Origin of the sequence: Pelagimonas sp. (assembly GCF_050633425.1) — a bacterium.
Classification (GTDB): domain Bacteria; phylum Pseudomonadota; class Alphaproteobacteria; order Rhodobacterales; family Rhodobacteraceae; genus Pelagimonas.
Genome location: NZ_JBOEGM010000004.1, coordinates 48,827 through 64,671 on the forward strand (window position 1 = coordinate 48,827; position 15,845 = coordinate 64,671).

A 15,845-nucleotide genomic window follows, 5' to 3' on the forward strand; every position below is an offset into this window, starting at 1 on the left:
GAGGACGAAAATGACAGGTAAACCAAACGTTCTTTTGGTCGCGGATGAGTGCAATCCCGAATGGCCATCTTTGCCGATTGTTGGCTACAAATATGCGTTGGAAATCGCCAAACTATGCGACGTCACGCTGGCAACCCATGTGCGCAACCGCGAAAACATCGAAAAAGACCGCGCCACGTCTGAGCCTACAGGCATAAGGATTGTCTACGTCGACAATGAATGGATCGCCTCGCCGATGTTCAAGATTGCGCGGCTTATTCGCGGCGGCGAAGAGGTCGGTTGGTCAACATCCATGATCTTTAACTACCTTCCTTATCTGGCCTTTGAGCATGGCGTTTGGCGCCAGTTCAAATCAGAGCTCAGGTCGGGTCATTTTGATATTGTGCATCGCATCACCCCCATGTCCCCGACGTTGCCAAGTTGGCTGGCTCATAAGGTGAAACAGCCGTTTGTGATCGGCCCCCTAAACGGCAATCTCGACTGGCCAGCGGCCTTTGTGGCGGAACAGGCGCGTGAAAAAGAAAAACTGCGTCGTCTGCGGGATTTCTACAAATACCTGCCTTATGCGCGCTCAACCTATGATGATGCCGCCGCCGTGCTGTGCGCGTTTTCGCATACCCGCAAAGATCTGGCCCGCGTGGAAGATGCACGTATCGTGTCCTTTCCTGAAATCGGCTTTGACCCGGAGATTTTCCACGCTAAGGGGGCCAAACCCGCAGGCAGTCGTAGTACGGATGGCAAAATTCACTTTCTTTATGCCGGGCGATTGGTGCCGTACAAACTGCCAGAACTGCCCTTGCAGGCTTTTGCAAAGTCGGAGCTGTTGCGCCAGCATCATTTGCATGTGGTCGGCGATGGGCCCGAGCGTGAGCGCATGCAGGCCGTGATTGATGAACATGGTTTGCAAGACTGCGTCACCATGCATGGCCGAAAAACCCAAAGCGAGGTCGCGAATATGATGAGGCAAGTGGATGCCTTTGTCTTTCCCTCAATCCGTGAACTTGGGGCTGGCGTCGTGATCGAATCCATGGCGTGCGGCAACCATGTTCTGGTGTCCGACTACGGGGCACCCGGAGATCTGGCTGGGCAAGGACGTGGGGCCTGTGTTCCTATGGCGGATTTTGACGGGTTGGTTGAAGGGTTTAAGGCCGAAATGGAGGCTTGTGCCACCAATCCCGCAGCGATGGCCGAGACATCCGCCCATGCTATGACCTATGCCCAAGAGGGATTTCCCTGGGCGCAAAAGGGCGCAAAAACCATGGAGGTTTATGACGCTTTGCTCGGTGGCGAGAGGCTTGAAGGTCTCGGGTATTGAGACTGAGGTCTTAAGGGCTGCCCCCCCTTTGAGACCTCCTATATGAGTGACGCGATTGCGCCATCCGGGCCTGTCGTAACGCCCGTGCGGCGGGTCTTTATCATTGAGAACGAGCGTGACAAGACGCTTTTCGAGCAATTTACGGCTTGTGAGTTGCGTTGCGCCCACGCTGACCCCACCTTGGTTTGGCGCGGCGACAGGCTCTGGCCATCATAACAGCCGCTATGGAAATTTTTCGAATTTTGGAACTCACACTCGCTCTGGACATATCTCAATGACCAATAATCCGACTGAAACCTCTCAAGGAAAACAAACGGATGCGGCGGCTGCAGGCTTGTCTGTACTGCCCAATGGCTATCAAACCGCTCGACTGTCCGTCACTCCTTGGCGCGCGGTTTTGAGAGATGACAGAAGGCTTCAAGCGCTCGAAGAGGCGCTATCGGTGATGCTAACGGAGCCGGTTCTACGGCATTTGCCTGAGCGGGTGCACCTGCCCAAAGGCCCCGATGCGATCAAAGCTTGGATTGCCCAACGCGATCAAAGCGCCGCCCTCTATTTGGTTGAAGCGGATACCGGGCTCGCCGGGTTGATGTTCCTGTTTCGTCCGGTTGACGCCCCTACAGATGGGCCAATGCATCTGGGGTATTTGTTTGGTGAGGACAGCTGGGGCAAGGGTTTTGCGTCCGAGATGGCCTGTGGTTTGGTTGAGGCTCTCGCCACAGGGCCAAAGTTCACGTTGCAAGGCGGTGTTGATGTTGCCAATCCTGCCTCGGCGCGGGTTTTGGAAAAGGCTGGTCTTGAGATTGACGAGGCCCAAAGCAATGATGAGACGAGCGTCTTTTTGAGACAGGTGGGGGGGCGCAATTGACCGGCGGGCGCTCCCAGCCCACCAAAATTGAAATTCTCGACACCTTTGGCGCGGTCATCGCATGCATTCCGCAAAGGCACCCAGGCGCGGATTTGCAAGGGTGCGATTTGTCGGGACACGATCTTTATCAAGCGCAACTGCAAGGTCGCAATCTAACTGATGTCTGGCTTTATTGGGGCAGCATGTGGAATGCCACTCTGGACGGGGCCTGTTTGGTTGGGGCCAATCTATGTGGCGCGAATCTACGAGAGGCGTCGCTTGTCGGGGCGGATCTCAGGAACGCCAATTTGGGACACGACGCGTTTGGCAAGGGCGCATGGTTGCAAGAGGCGACCTTGTCCAAGGCGAATTTGAACCGCGCCAACCTGGTTGGTGCGTTCTTTGATGATGAAACAGTTTTTCCGGCCGGATTTCACCCAATGCGACGTGGGATGATTTACGCCCCCGATTGAGGAGAAGAGATCACCCGCGCCGGGATTCCGGCGACGGTGGCCCCGGCGGGAACATCACCAGTCACAACCGCATTCGCCCCGATCACCGCATGATCACCCACCGTCAGCGGCCCGATCAACTTGGCCCCTGCCCCGACATCAACGTGACCACCAAGAGTCACCGGTCCGGCCAATGTCACCTGATGAAAGATCATGCAGTTGGGGCCGATTTTGCTTTCAGGATGGATGATGATGCCTGTCGGATGAGTGAGCCGCAAACCGCCACCAACTTCGGTGGTCAAATGCAATTCCGATTGGCAGATCGTCGACCACCACAGATGGTTCAGCACCCAGTATTTCGATGCCAGCTTGGCCAAGGGACCACCTTTTTGGCGAGTGGCCTGATAGCGGCGCATGGCGCGGATCATCTTTTTGCCCGGCTCCCAAAACCGGTCAATCTTTTCGCGTGACCAATCGGGATCGGTTGCTGAAACCCCTGTTTCCTGTACCATTTTGTCTCAGTTTCCCCTCGGCCCGCGAAAACGCCAAATTCCTGCCAAGATTTGAGCCATCCTTGAAGGTATGGCAACACTTAGCCGTCACCCTGCGCCACGAATCCCTTGTGGTGAGGCATAAGGCACCCGGAGAATCCGGAAGGACTATGGAATGATCGCGCTTTTTGTCAGGCTTGGGGCCTGGTTCGTATGACGCAACACAGCTCGCATAACCTGCCCTATCGTAGCGATATTGACGGGCTGCGCGCCTTTGCCGTGCTGTCGGTGGTTTTGTACCACTTCGGCCTCCCGCTTCAGGGCGGGTTTGTCGGCGTTGACGTGTTCTTTGTCATCTCGGGGTTTCTAATCGGCGGGCTTTTGTGGCGCGAATACGATCACACAGGGCGCATCTGGTTGACGAACTTTTATGTCCGTCGCTTCCGCCGATTGGCCCCGGCATTTTTTGTCATGGTCTTGGTCACGGCCGCGGTCGCTTGGGCGATCTTATTGCCGTTTGAATACCGCGAATTCGGGAAGGCCGCGATCGCGTCCACAGTCTATTTATCTAATGTTCTTTTCTTCCGCCAAGCTGGCTATTTCGACGCCGCATCCGAAGAAAAGCCGCTGCTTCACACATGGTCATTGGCTGTTGAAGAACAGTTTTACATCTTTTTGCCGCTGCTGATTTTATTGCTGGCGCGCTCCCGTCGTGGCCTTTTGGCGGCATTGATCGGCTGTTGGCTGCTGTCCCTAACCGCATGCATTATAGCAACGCCAACCCATCCCATGGCCGCGTTTTACCTGTTCCCCTTTCGGGCTTGGGAAATGCTTTCGGGCGTGTTGCTAGCGATTTGGGGCTATCAAACCCGCAGGCAGTGGCGCGGATATGCGTCCCTGAGCTGGCTCGGGCTTATCCTTTTGGTTTTGTCAGTTGTCTTGATCCCCGCAGGGCCAATGTTTCCGGGGATATTGGCGATCGTGCCTGTTCTTGGCACCGTGTTGATCTTGGCAAATGGCACCGGGCAAAACCCCGTCAACCGGATGTTGAGCCACCCGCGCGTTGTGTTTTTCGGGTTGATTTCATACTCGCTCTACCTGTGGCACTGGCCGGTTTATACCTTGAGCACCTATCTGCGCGGTGACGACGGCACCCTGCTTGAAGCGTTGGTTTGGATGGCGGTGTCGGTGGCCATCGCCTGGCTGTCCTGGAAGTTTGTCGAAAACCCGGTGCGACGCGCCCGCGGCATACCCGGAGGTGTCGTCCTAAGCGCCATGGCCATAGCCTCGCTCGGGACATTGGCTTTGGCTGGGTGGATTTTTAAAACCGACGGCTTGCCCAATCGCTTTGGTCCAGAGGCCCGCACACACATCGCCGCCACCGGTGACTTTTTGCAAGATTGGAGCCGATGCTACATTGCGGATGATCTGCCATTGGACGGTCTTGAGGTCTGCCCAATTGGCCCCGAAGGTGCGCCCAAAGTTCTCGTTTGGGGCGACAGCCACGTCCGCGCGTTCAAAGAAGGTCTGGACTTGGCCGCACATGAGGCCGGAGTGCCCGGATTAATCATTTGGCGCGCAGGGTGTGCACCACTCTTTGGACTGCGCAAAGTCGAAAGCGCCGCGACACCGGCGCAAAACACCGCCTGCACCCAAGCGAACCTACAAATCCAGCAAAGCTTCACCCGATTGCAAAGCCTTGAGACGGTTTTATTGGTCGGACGTTGGGCTTATTATGTGTCCGGTACCGGTGTCGGATTGGACGCTGAGAATGTCATCGACATTCATCCAACTGACGGCGCTGAGCGTTTGACCCTTACCCAACCGCAACTTATCAGCAGTGCCGCGCGGGAAACCGTTACATTCCTAAACGAGCGATTTGAAAACGTGTATGTTCTGCGGCAACCTCCTGAAATTGCACAATATAGCGCCCAATTGGCCGCACGCGAGGCTGCACATCAAGGCATGGCGCTGGCTGCGACCCCCAAGACCGAACCGGTGATGTCGCGTGACACCCTGGCCCTTCGCGCAGCTATTTCCGATGCCCCATGGTTGCCCTTGGCCGAAGCTGGAGCGATCCATTGGATCGACAGTTGGCCACGGTTTTGCACCGCCGACACATGCAGCGCCATTCATGACGACATTGGCCAGTATTTCGACAATAACCACATCACCAACTCTGCGGCCCGACGCGTCCGGGATTTGTTCACTCCGGTCTTCGCATCAGTGACCCGGCAATCGGCCCTTGTTGAGACTGCCGGGCAATGACCCTTCAGAAAACCCATTGGGATGCGATTGTCATTGGCACCGGCATCGGCGGAGGGACCATCGGGCGCGCGTTGGCCGAGGCAGGGCACAACGTGTTGTTTCTGGAACAAGGTCCGGCCGGATTTAGGAACGAAGAAAACGGGTTATCCGATATTTTCGTCCCCCAAGCGCGGCTGACACGCGGCATGTGGCCTACGCCCCTTCATCTGAATCTGAACGGGCAGGATCAGGTGTTTTATGCGCCATTGGGGGCCGGTGTCGGTGGCTCTTCGTCGTTTTATGCCGCCACTTTGGAACGCCCCGAGAGGCACGATCTGGAGAACATGCCAGAGAGGCCGCATCCAACCGGCGGCTGGCCGATTGACTTTGACGCGATGACCCCGTGGTTTGGTCGCGCTGCCCAGTTGTTTCGGGTTTATGGCGGCAATGATCCGTTGTCCAAAGAGCCCCCCCAGCCCCTGCGCACTCCGCCTGCGCACACCGAAGCCGAGGCCAGCCTGATTACCAGTTTGGCCAAGGTCGGCATGCACCCCTATCACGCACATACCGGGATTGAACGCATCGACGGTTGCCGCAATTGTTTGGGAGTAAAATGCCCCAAACCGTGCAAAATGGATGGTCGATCCGCGGGGGTTGAACCCGCTTTGAAGACAGGACACGCAACGCTGATGTCGCGGGCCAAAGTGGTGCAGTTACTTGAAGACGGCGGCCAGATCACCGGGGTAAGAACCGAAATCGACGGTGGTATACAGACGCTTTATGCCAAGCGATACATCCTGGCAGGGGGGGCGCTTGGGTCGGCGAAATTGCTGTTGGCATCTGCCAATGAACGCCATCCAAATGGGCTTGGAAACAGCTCGGATATGGTCGGGCGCAACTTGATGTTCCACCTCAATGAAATGTTCGCACTTTGGCCCAAGGCCGGCACGCCGGATTCGGGCGCGACCAAGGCGATTTCCATGCGTGACCTCTATTTTCGGGATGGCAATCGTTTTGGAACGCTACAAGCCATGGGAATTCGGGCCTCTTATGGTGAGATCGTGCATTACCTAAACCTCATGCTGGCGCGCTCGCCTTTGGCCAAGCTGCCCGGCCTTGCCCACTTAACCCGCATTCCGGCTGCGATCGCGCATCGGCTCTTTGGCAACGCGCAGATTTTTGTGGGTTTGATGGAGGATCTTCCCTATTCGGGCAATCGCGTGGTCTACGACCCGAAACAGCCTGATACGCTTGCTGTCACCTATGATTTTCACCCCGAATTACTCACCCGCCGCCGTGCGTTTCGGCGGGCCATACGGCGGGCATTGCGGGGCCACAGACGGGCCTTTCTTGGGCTGGCACCTGAGCTAAACTATGGCCACCCATGCGGGACTGTTCGTTTTGGAACCGATCCCAAAGACTCGGTGCTTGATCCCAATTGCAAGAGCCATGACATCGCAAATCTATGGGTCGTTGACGCAAGCTTTATGCCCACCTCAATGGGCGTTAATCCAAGCCTGACCATTGCCGCCAATGCGTTGCGCGTGGCCGATACAATTGTGAGGGACGCCAAATGAACTTGTTAACCCCCAACGACGGGATCGCCATTGTCACCGGTGCCGGATCAGGTCTTGGCCGGGCTTTGGCGCGTGAATTGGTCCAGGCGGGCTTTGTCGTTGCAGGATTGGGGCGTCGACAGGACGCACTGCAAGACACCCAAGACGGTTTGGGCGAAAACTTCGTCCCAATTCAGATGGACATTTCCGATGCCAAGGCCGTGTCCCAAGGGTTTATGGCGCTTCGCCAAGCCCATGGTCCGATTGCCATGTTGATCAATAACGCCGCCGTCTATCCGCATCGGGATTTTCTGGACGAAACACCAGAGAGCTTTGAGAAAACCATGCAAATCAATCTTGGTGGCGTGGTCAATTGCAGCCATGCAGCCCTACAGGACATGGTCGACCGTGGCACCGGGCGGATTTTGAATGTGGCAACTTTCGCCGATCTCCGGCCGCTGCCGTCCAGTTCCGCCTATAGTGTCTCCAAGGGGGCCGCCCGGATTTTGACACGGGCGATGATTGCTGATCTGGGTGATCGCTTTCCGAGAATAGTAATAAGCGATTGGCTACCGGGAATGTTAAAAACAGACATGGGTATTCCAGACGGTCTCCCCCCAGAGCAGGCCGCAAGATGGGGGGCAAAACTGGCGCAGATGTGTGACCCATCGCTGAGTGGATCTATTTTTGAAATGGGGTCGGAGTTACCTGAGCCGCGCGGCCTGAAGGGCAAGGTCAAGGACTTGATCCTAATGCGCCGTCAAAAACCGCGTCAGCTTTGATCTTTGCGCACTCGCAATAGCGCCGCCCGTGTGACGTGCCCCGGCAAAATCGCCATACATTTCAAATAGCGAACCGCCAATCGCTGCGGGTTTGACAGCATTCGCCACAACCATTCCACTTGCAGTTTTTGCGCCCATTGTGGCGCACGTTTTTGTGTTCCTGCAAAGAAATCAAGGCCCGCCCCGATAGAGACAAATCCGATTTCGGGTGCGACCCGGCGACCGGTGGCTGCGAACTCTTCTTGGCGCGGTGCCCCCATGGCAACAAAGCACAAGCGCGCGCCAGAATCTGCGACGCGTTCTATCACGGTTTCGGCCTCGGCCCCTTTGCAGTCAAACCCCATGGGCGGTGCAATGCAGCACACGACATCAAGATCGCGCACTTCGCGTTCCAAGTATTCAGCCGCGGCTTTGAGGACCGGGTCTGTTGATCCCACCAAAGCCACGCCAACCCCTTGTTTCGCAGCGATTTTAGCCAATGGCAAGATCGCTTCGGACCCCGGTATCAAAGACACGGCGCGCCCGGCTATATGAGACATCCACACGATTGGATTACCGTCTGCGCAAACAAAATCCTGCGCGGCATAGGTGCTGCGAAACTCAGGCGACGCACCCAATTTCACCAGATGATCAAGGTTGATCGTCGCAAGCGCAAACCCTTTGCGCTGCGCCAATCTTTCAGTCACGCGCGCCTCTAGTACGGCCCAATTGGGCACGTTTACACTGATTTTACGCTCGTCGAATTGAAATTCCATGGCAATCGTTCCCCAATAGGGCTGACATAACGCTCTTTTCGTCCAACGTAAGTGCCAAATGAGCAACAGCGCGGTGAAAATTAGTGACGGTGATGCCGCGCTGCCGCATATTTTCAATCATTGGCAGGTTTTGCCGAAATCTGGCCATGTTTTTAAGGTTAGTTCACGGAAACGAAATGGTGGGGACCGTATACGTGTCTGAATGGACAGTACGAATAAGCGCCCGAAAGGGGGCATATTGTGACCAATAAGGTGTGCTTGTTGGGCTGCGGGTTTGTGGCCGATCTTTATATGCGCTCTCTCGCGGCAATGCCGGGGATTGAAGTCGCTGGTGTTTTTGATCTGAACCCCGACCGGCTGCAGGCTTTTTGCGACTTCTGGAAACTGCCCCCAACACCATCCTTCGACGCGCTTTTAGCAGCTTCCCCCGATGCAATCATTTTGAACCTGACCAACCCATCTGCACATTTCGAAACATCCAAGGCCTGTCTGGATGCCGGGCGACATGTCTATTCGGAAAAACCGCTGGCCATGACGGTTGAGGACGCCAAAACCTTGCATGCTTTGGCAAAAAGCAAGGGGTTGATGCTGGCGTCTGCCCCGTGTTCCTCCTTGGGTGAGGCGGCGCAAACTCTTGGCCATGCGCTACGCCATGACATGGCCGGAACGCCCCGCGCGATATATGCTGAATTGGATGACGGTTTTATTCCGCAGGCGGCTTACAAGAAATGGCTGTCTGAATCTGGGGCTCCTTGGCCGTACGAAGATGAGTTTCAAGTCGGCTGCACACTTGAGCACGCCGGATACTATTTGGGGTGGTTGATTTCATGGTTTGGATCGGTGCGCACAGTTGTAGCCGCCTCGGCCGAAACCATTCCGAACAAAGAGGGCACCGGCCCTTTTGCGCCGGATCTCTCGGTCGCCACATTGTTTTTCGAAAACGGGCCCGTGACGCGGTTAACCTGTTCGATCACCGCCCCGCACGATCATTCGATCCGTATCGTTGGTGATAAGGGTGTCTTGAGCTGCAAGGCGGCGTGGGACAACAGCGCCAAAGTGCGCTTTGCCAAACGCATGTCTCTGCGCCGTCGTCTGATGGAAAACCCTTTGCCGCGCCGGATCAAACTGACTCAGCCGACCCATCCAAAGGTAAAACGTTGGGGCGCCGCAGCAATGAATTTTATGCTTGGTCCAGCCGAGCTCTTGGAGGCCCTGCAAGAGGTGCGCGAATGTCGTTTGTCCAATGACTTTGCGCTTCACATGACCGAGGTTACCTTGGCGATCCAAAACGCCGGAGAACAGAGCGGCGCGCAAAAAATGACCACAACCTGCCAGCCGATGGAGCCGATGCCATGGGCGATGTAACAAGAATTCTAGTCACCGGAGCCAACGGTTATGTTGGCCGTGCCGTCGTCGCCGAAGCCCGCGCCCAAGGCATTGACGTGGTGGCCGTGTACCGCCGTGAGCCGATAAAGAGCTGGTCGCAGGACGCCGGGATTTTTGCCCAGCGCGCTGATCTGTCGGACACCGAAAGCACCGAGTTGCTCAAACATGCGATTGGCGATGTTGGCGCGGTGATCCACGCAGCCGCCCATTTGGGCGCGGATTCAGATCGCCATGCAGATGACACCCTGCGCGGGACGCAAACCTTGCTAAACGCGATGGAAGGAAGCACGGCGCGGCTTGTGTTGGTTAGCTCGATTGCCGTGTATGATACGATGCAGTTGTCAGCCGGTGATACGCTGACTGAAAACAGCCCCCTCGAAAACCCCGATGACGCCCGCGATTCTTATGCCCAGGCAAAGCTGAAGCAAGAAATCCTTTGCGCCGAAACGGGCCGCGCGGTTTGGTTAATGCGTCCGGGCGCTGTCTATGGGCCGGACCGCACGTGGCATGCGTTGCTTGGGTTTTGGGCATCAAAGCTCCATGTGCAAATCACGTCGGACGGGCAATTGCCTTTGGCGCATGTCCGGCATTTGGCCCAGTCCCTGATTGCCGCCACGCAAACAGAGCCTAATGGGGTTCAAGCGCTCAATGTCGTGGATGATGATTTGCCAACGCGAGATCGGTTTTTGGCGGCGCATCGCCGCTTTTCTGGCTGGCCACGCCTGACACTTCCGGTTCCATATACCCTTTGGCTCGGGGTTGTCCGACTGCTCAAACCATGGTCCGTAAAGCTGCCTGGCCTGTTTCAAGAGCCTATTTTACGCGCCCGCTTGATGCCACTTCGCTACCCCAACACAGCGTTGCGTTCGGTTTTAGGTGGGTGCGACGCCGCCCCGTTTGAGGACATGTTGAAATCAAGCCTGGAGGGACAAACATGACCCTACCAAAAATTGCCTATCTGACCGGTGAATACCCTCGTGCCTCTGATACCTTTATTCAACGCGAAGTCGCGGCGCTGCGGAATTTGGGCCATGAGGTTGAGACCTGCTCGATCCGCACCACTGGCCCTGAACATCTTGTCGGGCCTGAACAGCGCGATGAACATGCCCGCACGTTTAAGGTGCTGGATGCCGCCAAAAGCCCCTTGCATCTGATCCGGTCACATATGCGCTGGATGCGCAATCCGATCCGCTATGGCAAAGCACTGGGATTGGCATGGCGCACCGCCCCCAAGGGCATCAAAGGCCGGCTGTTTAACCTGATCTATTTTCTGGAAGCCGGGGTTTTGGCCGCGCATCTTGCGGATCAAAACGTCACCCATCTTCATAACCATATTGCCAAGGCCTCCTGCACTGTAGCGATGCTGTCCGAAGCTCTGTCTGGCATCCCCTATAGCTTTACTATTCACGGGCCGGATATCTTTTTTGAGCCGCACCATTGGCGTATTGATGAAAAGACCAAACGCGCCAAATTTGTCGCCTGCATCAGCGAATTTTGCCGCTCGCAATTGATGTGTTTTGCCCATCAAAACGAGTGGGACAAACTGCACATCGTCCATTGCGGTATCGAGCCGGACCGCTATGGCAAAACATGGCATTCGGGGGGGCGGTTGTTATTTGTCGGGCGCCTCGCCGGGGTCAAGGGGGTGCCGATCCTGTTCCAAGCTATGGCGCAGATCCAAAAGGACATGCCAAAGCTCAGCTTGAGTTTGATCGGCGATGGGCCTGAACGGAAATCCTTGGAGGCCTTGGCTTCCGAATTAGGGCTGGCGGATCAGGTCTCCTTTTTGGGTTACAAGAGCCAATCTGAGGTCGCTGAGGCGCTTTTGGAAGCTGACCTTTTTGTTCTGCCTAGTTTTGCAGAAGGGGTGCCTGTGGTTTTGATGGAGGCTATGGCCTCGGGCGTGCCGGTCATCACCACGCAAATCGCCGGAATTGCCGAATTGGTACGCCATGGCGAATCCGGCTGGCTCATCCCGCCGGGCGATACAAATGCCTTGGCTGCGGCCATTTTGCGCGGCATGGAAGACCCGCCCGAACGCCAAGCTATGGGTGAAGAAGGGCGCGAAACCGTCGAAGCACAGTTCAACACCACCAAAGAAGCCGCTTGGCTGTCGCAACTCGTCTGTGGTTACGCCGAGGGCAACCCGCCCCATTCAAAGCGCCCGCCGTCCCAATCGGGGGCGATGGAATGACCCCGGTTGATGTCGTCTTGATTGGTCGCAACGAAGGCGCGCGCTTGGTTGCCGCGCTGGAATCTGTCCAAGGGCAGGCACGCCACATTGTCTATGTGGACAGCGGTTCACATGATGACAGCGTTGCTGAGGCGCGCAAAATCGGTGCCACCGTGGTTGAGCTCGATATGTCGACGCCCTTTACCGCCGCCCGCGCGCGAAATGCCGGGTTTGACGCGTTGGACGATCCTCAACTTGTGATGTTCATTGACGGCGATTGTCTGCTGGTGGACGGGTTCATTGACGCCGGACGCCGACATCTCGAGGCGCATCCGAAGGTCGGAATGGTCACCGGTTGGCGCTCTGAAATACACCGTGATGCGAGTGTGTATAACCAACTTTGCGATTGGGAATGGCACCGCCCTGCCGGGATAATCGACGCGTGTGGTGGCGACATGCTGGTTCGCGCTGCCGCCTGGAGCGGTGTAGGCGGCATGGATCCGACTGTGATCGCCGCCGAGGATGATGAATTTTGCACCCGCCTGCGCAAGGCTGGATGGGTGTTGGAACGCATTCCTGCCGACATGACCCAACATGACGCTAATATGATGCGTTTCGGCCAATGGTGGAGCCGCGCGGTTCGAACCGGCCACGGTTTTGCCCAAGTCGGCCACCTGCATCCTGAATACTTCGCCAAAGAGCGCAAACGCGTGTTGGTCTATGGCCTGGCCCTGCCGCTGATTTTGCTGGCCAGTTTTGCGCTGGCTTGGTGGCTGCCGCTGATCCTGATCGGAGCCTATGAGTTTAACTATATCCGCACTGCGCAGGGCCTGATCCGCGAAGGTCTTCCCAAATCTGAGGCATGGCGACACGCGCTGCTGCTCACCCTTTCCAAATTCCCAAATCTCATCGGAATGGCCAAATTCCACCTGCGCCGATTGCGCGGTGATGAAATGCGCCTGATCGAGTACAAGTAGAGGTATGTTCAATGACGTCTGAAATCCGCGTCGGCCTGATCGGGGCCGGATATATTGCGACATGGCACGCAGATGCGCTCATGGCCACGCCCGGTGTTCACATCGCGGCTGTCTGTGATTTGAACGAAGCCGCCGCCAAAGGGTTGGCAGATGGATATGGCGCGCGGGCATTTTCCTCGATTGGGGATTTGATCGACGCCAAATGCTGTGACGCCGTTCACATTTTGACGCCACCGCATCTGCACGAAGCGATTGCTATCCAATGCCTTGAGGCCGGGTTGCATGTGCTGGTCGAAAAGCCTGTTGCCGAAAGCAGCAGCGCCACCCGCGCAATCCAAACCGCCGCTGAAGCAGCGGGCAAACACTTCCATGCGGGGCATAACTTTCTAGGCCTGCCGTCATATTCCAAGATGAAAGCCGCAATGAATGCGGGCGATTATGGACGCATTTCCGCAGCTGAAATCACATGGGCCCTGCCCCTCGCCCCTTTGCGCTCGGGCCCCTTTAACCTGTGGCTTTTGCGGGAACCACGCAATCTGTTGCTTGAGCTTGGCCCCCATTTGGTTGCCTTTGCCCATGACCTGTTTGGCGATATAGACGTGGTGTTTGCCGAGGCCTCCAAACCCACGCTGCTCCCTGGAGACGACCCGCGCCCACAGGCGTTTCGCATTCTGGCCCGCGCTGGCGGGGTCGATATTACAATTACAATTTCCATGGTCGAAACTGTTGATGATCGCTCGGTGACCCTGCGCGGTTCTTCAGCACGAGCGCGCCTAGATTATGCGCAGGATGTTTTGGTTGTTGAGCGGGAAAACCCGTCTGATCTCGTGATCAATCCGCTGCGCAAACAACTTGATCTGTCACGCCAACATCTCTGGCAAGGCACCAAGAATGCAGCAATCCAACTCCGGTCGCTGAACACCAGAAACCCCTATGGCCAAAGCTTTCTTGGCATGGATGCCGCGATCTATGGCGCGTTGGCCAAAGGCGACGCCGAACCGCGATGGGCCGGACAGTCGGCGGTCGCTGTCATGCAAACCCTCGATGATGCGATAAACCTGTTGCCGGCCGATATTTTGACGGTCAAAGCCCCAGCGGTTCAAACCCGCACGCCCAAGCCCACCGCGATGGTTATTGGCGGAACCGGGTTTATCGGCCGCGCTTTGACCCGACGTTTGGTTGCCGATGGCCGCGATGTCCGCGTGTTATCGCGCGGTAAAACCGGGCCGTTTCCAGACCTTCCCGACAATGTCGAAACCGTTGGTGTCTCGCTTCATGATTTGGACGGTTTGACCGAAGCGATGAAGGGTATGGACGTGGTCTTTAACCTCGCCAAGGCGATGGAAACCACTTGGGCCGACTGTCTGATCAATGATGTTGGCGTCGCCACCCGCATTGGTATGGCCTGTGAAAAAGCCGGGGTAAAGCGGCTGGTCTATACCGGAACAATCGCCAGCTACGATATGTCAAACGCCTACTCTGAGATTACCGAGGACACGGGTTTCCCTGAGGATATGACCGACCGCAACCTCTACGCACGCTCTAAGGCGGAATGCGAACGGCAGCTGATGGCGCTACACCGTGAACGCGGATTGCCCTTGGTAATCGCGCGCCCCGGTATCGTTGTTGGAGCTGGCGGGCCGTTGCAACACTGGGGCATTGGGCGCTGGCACGGTGCTGGTGCGGTGCGGATTTGGGGCCATGGCCGCAACATCCTACCCTTCGTTTTGAACGAAGACATCGCCGACGGCTTGGTACGGATGATTGACGCCCCCGTAGAAGGTGAAAGCTTCAACCTGATCGGTGAGCCGATGCTAACGGCCCGCGATTATTTCGATGCAATCCACGAGGCTTTGGGCGCAAGAATCCGGGTCAGCCCCGGTAATTTAACGGCGTTCTTTGCCAGCGACGCGGTGAAATATGCGCTCAAGAAATACGCCCTGCGCCGCAAGGGGGTGATCCGCCCATCATTGGCCGATTGGAAGAGCCGCGCGCATTTCACCCCATTTGTGAATGCCAAACCCAAAGAGGTATTGGGATGGCGCCCTGAGGCAAACAAAGCCGCCTTTATTGAAAAGGCGATTAAGAAGGCCAATCTTATTGGGTGTTGAAACGGTTACAGTGCGAAAGCGTGAACAATCCTCGCAAATCTGACTTATTCTAGACAGAATTGGCTGCTTTAACCGGTTTTGAGTGAAAAATCCCCGTCAGATGGGGTTTGTTGAGTCGGAGTTGAGCAGTCAAATGGCACAGGATACGAAAATCGCGGATCGTATCACGCGACGTAAAAGTCACGTTTTTGCTTGGCTACCGCAGGGGTCCGGGGCATGAATATGATGGACAAGCGCAAATTTCGCCGCAAATACAAAGGCTCAACATCCGTTGACCCCGCCGGGGATCATTCGGTTGATCACGACGCGATCCGACGTGCTCAAGAGCAAGCCGCACATGACGCCGCAGAGAAACAGCGTGCCGCAGAGCAAGCCCAAGCTGAAGAGGCTCAGGCCGAAGCAAGACGGCAAGCCGAAAATGAAAAGCGTGCCGCTGCTCAGGCGGAACAAGAACGTCTCAAAGCAGAACGCAAAAAGGCCGCGGAAGCAGCTCGCATAGTGGCCGAGCAGGAAGCTGCGGATCGTTTGGCCGAAGAGAAACAACAAGCCGTAAAACGTGCAGAAGAGCGCGCGCGCAAGGATGAAGAGCGCCGCGCCGAAGCCCAAAAGCGTGCGCAAGAACGTGAAGCCGCCCGAAAGGCGGAAGACGCCCGGCGCGAACAGTTGCGACTGAAAGCTGAGCTGCAGGCCAAACGCGAGGCCGAGTTACAGGCTAAACGTGAGGCCGAGTTACAGGCTAAACGTGAGGCTGAG

General features: G+C 56.5%; 14 protein-coding genes. 12 read left to right on the plus strand and 2 right to left on the minus strand.

Annotated elements, in window-relative coordinates; genetic code table 11:
* The first annotated feature begins 10 nt into the window (after positions 1-10).
* The 3 genes from ACRBB0_RS02225 to ACRBB0_RS02235 all read left to right on the plus strand — a co-directional run bounded on the left by ACRBB0_RS02225 (position 11) and on the right by ACRBB0_RS02235 (position 2,635).
* The gene (locus tag ACRBB0_RS02225; protein WP_431372765.1) at positions 11-1,315 is read left to right on the plus strand and encodes a glycosyltransferase family 4 protein; all 1,305 of its coding nucleotides are present in this window, start codon (positions 11-13) and stop codon (positions 1,313-1,315) included.
* A gap of 274 nt (positions 1,316-1,589) precedes the next feature.
* On the plus strand, positions 1,590-2,183 hold the full coding sequence (locus ACRBB0_RS02230; RefSeq protein ID WP_431372766.1) for a GNAT family N-acetyltransferase: 594 nt from the start codon (positions 1,590-1,592) through the stop codon (positions 2,181-2,183).
* Positions 2,180-2,635: a pentapeptide repeat-containing protein gene (locus ACRBB0_RS02235; RefSeq protein WP_431372767.1), complete on the plus strand. Its 456-nt coding sequence runs from the start codon at positions 2,180-2,182 to the stop codon at positions 2,633-2,635. Before ACRBB0_RS02230 ends, ACRBB0_RS02235 begins: the two co-directional genes overlap by 4 nt.
* Here ACRBB0_RS02235 and ACRBB0_RS02240 read toward each other — a convergent pair.
* On the minus strand, positions 2,620-3,126 hold the full coding sequence (locus ACRBB0_RS02240; RefSeq protein WP_431372768.1) for a serine O-acetyltransferase: 507 nt from the start codon (positions 3,124-3,126) through the stop codon (positions 2,620-2,622). The genes ACRBB0_RS02235 and ACRBB0_RS02240 overlap by 16 nt on opposite strands.
* Before the next feature lie 192 nt (positions 3,127-3,318).
* Between ACRBB0_RS02240 and ACRBB0_RS02245 the strand changes: the two genes are divergently transcribed.
* From ACRBB0_RS02245 to ACRBB0_RS02255, 3 genes are read left to right on the plus strand one after another with little or no spacing between them, the layout of a single operon-like run.
* Complete coding sequence (locus ACRBB0_RS02245) at positions 3,319-5,373, plus strand: acyltransferase family protein (protein WP_431372769.1); 2,055 nt, start codon at positions 3,319-3,321, stop codon at positions 5,371-5,373.
* Positions 5,370-6,929 (plus strand): GMC oxidoreductase, encoded by a 1,560-nt coding sequence (locus tag ACRBB0_RS02250; RefSeq protein ID WP_431372770.1) that lies wholly within the window; start codon positions 5,370-5,372, stop codon positions 6,927-6,929. The genes ACRBB0_RS02245 and ACRBB0_RS02250 overlap by 4 nt, the downstream gene beginning before the upstream one ends.
* Positions 6,926-7,690 carry an SDR family oxidoreductase gene (locus ACRBB0_RS02255; protein WP_431372771.1) on the plus strand — a complete coding sequence of 255 codons (765 nt, stop codon included), beginning with the start codon at positions 6,926-6,928 and terminating at the stop codon, positions 7,688-7,690. The genes ACRBB0_RS02250 and ACRBB0_RS02255 overlap by 4 nt, the downstream gene beginning before the upstream one ends.
* On the opposite strand, the gene ACRBB0_RS02260 is transcribed toward ACRBB0_RS02255, so the two are convergent.
* Positions 7,681-8,445 carry a WecB/TagA/CpsF family glycosyltransferase gene (locus tag ACRBB0_RS02260; RefSeq protein ID WP_431372772.1) on the minus strand — a complete coding sequence of 255 codons (765 nt, stop codon included), beginning with the start codon at positions 8,443-8,445 and terminating at the stop codon, positions 7,681-7,683. The two genes, ACRBB0_RS02255 and ACRBB0_RS02260, sit on opposite strands and share 10 nt — an antisense overlap.
* A gap of 291 nt (positions 8,446-8,736) precedes the next feature.
* On the opposite strand from ACRBB0_RS02260, the gene ACRBB0_RS02265 reads away from it, so the two are divergent.
* The 6 genes from ACRBB0_RS02265 to ACRBB0_RS02290 all read left to right on the plus strand — a co-directional run.
* Entirely contained in the window at positions 8,737-9,810 is a 1,074-nt protein-coding gene (locus tag ACRBB0_RS02265) for a Gfo/Idh/MocA family protein (protein ID WP_431373223.1), read from the plus strand.
* Positions 9,798-10,769 (plus strand): NAD-dependent epimerase/dehydratase family protein, encoded by a 972-nt coding sequence (locus ACRBB0_RS02270; protein WP_431372773.1) that lies wholly within the window; start codon positions 9,798-9,800, stop codon positions 10,767-10,769. Before ACRBB0_RS02265 ends, ACRBB0_RS02270 begins: the two co-directional genes overlap by 13 nt.
* A complete protein-coding gene (locus ACRBB0_RS02275) occupies positions 10,766-12,025 on the plus strand; it encodes a glycosyltransferase family 4 protein (RefSeq protein ID WP_431372774.1) in 1,260 nt (419 codons plus the stop codon). Before ACRBB0_RS02270 ends, ACRBB0_RS02275 begins: the two co-directional genes overlap by 4 nt.
* Positions 12,022-12,981: a glycosyltransferase gene (locus tag ACRBB0_RS02280; protein ID WP_431372775.1), complete on the plus strand. Its 960-nt coding sequence runs from the start codon at positions 12,022-12,024 to the stop codon at positions 12,979-12,981. Before ACRBB0_RS02275 ends, ACRBB0_RS02280 begins: the two co-directional genes overlap by 4 nt.
* An 11-nt stretch (positions 12,982-12,992) precedes the next feature.
* Positions 12,993-15,092 (plus strand): NAD-dependent epimerase/dehydratase family protein, encoded by a 2,100-nt coding sequence (locus ACRBB0_RS02285; protein ID WP_431372776.1) that lies wholly within the window; start codon positions 12,993-12,995, stop codon positions 15,090-15,092.
* Between the two features lie 216 nt (positions 15,093-15,308).
* Positions 15,309-15,845: cell envelope integrity protein TolA (locus ACRBB0_RS02290; protein ID WP_431372777.1), on the plus strand; the 537-nt coding region annotated here is incomplete at its 3' end.

Coding starts and splice junctions, on each gene's coding strand:
- ACRBB0_RS02225 (WP_431372765.1), top strand. CDS start 11: ATGACAGGTAAACCAAACGTTCTTTTGGTCGCGGATGAGTGCAATCCC.
- ACRBB0_RS02230 (WP_431372766.1), top strand. CDS start 1,590: ATGACCAATAATCCGACTGAAACCTCTCAAGGAAAACAAACGGATGCG.
- ACRBB0_RS02240 (WP_431372768.1), bottom strand. CDS start 3,126: ATGGTACAGGAAACAGGGGTTTCAGCAACCGATCCCGATTGGTCACGC.
- ACRBB0_RS02245 (WP_431372769.1), top strand. CDS start 3,319: ATGACGCAACACAGCTCGCATAACCTGCCCTATCGTAGCGATATTGAC.
- ACRBB0_RS02250 (WP_431372770.1), top strand. CDS start 5,370: ATGACCCTTCAGAAAACCCATTGGGATGCGATTGTCATTGGCACCGGC.
- ACRBB0_RS02255 (WP_431372771.1), top strand. CDS start 6,926: ATGAACTTGTTAACCCCCAACGACGGGATCGCCATTGTCACCGGTGCC.
- ACRBB0_RS02260 (WP_431372772.1), bottom strand. CDS start 8,445: ATGGAATTTCAATTCGACGAGCGTAAAATCAGTGTAAACGTGCCCAAT.
- ACRBB0_RS02265 (WP_431373223.1), top strand. CDS start 8,737: ATGCGCTCTCTCGCGGCAATGCCGGGGATTGAAGTCGCTGGTGTTTTT.
- ACRBB0_RS02270 (WP_431372773.1), top strand. CDS start 9,798: ATGGGCGATGTAACAAGAATTCTAGTCACCGGAGCCAACGGTTATGTT.
- ACRBB0_RS02275 (WP_431372774.1), top strand. CDS start 10,766: ATGACCCTACCAAAAATTGCCTATCTGACCGGTGAATACCCTCGTGCC.
- ACRBB0_RS02280 (WP_431372775.1), top strand. CDS start 12,022: ATGACCCCGGTTGATGTCGTCTTGATTGGTCGCAACGAAGGCGCGCGC.
- ACRBB0_RS02285 (WP_431372776.1), top strand. CDS start 12,993: ATGACGTCTGAAATCCGCGTCGGCCTGATCGGGGCCGGATATATTGCG.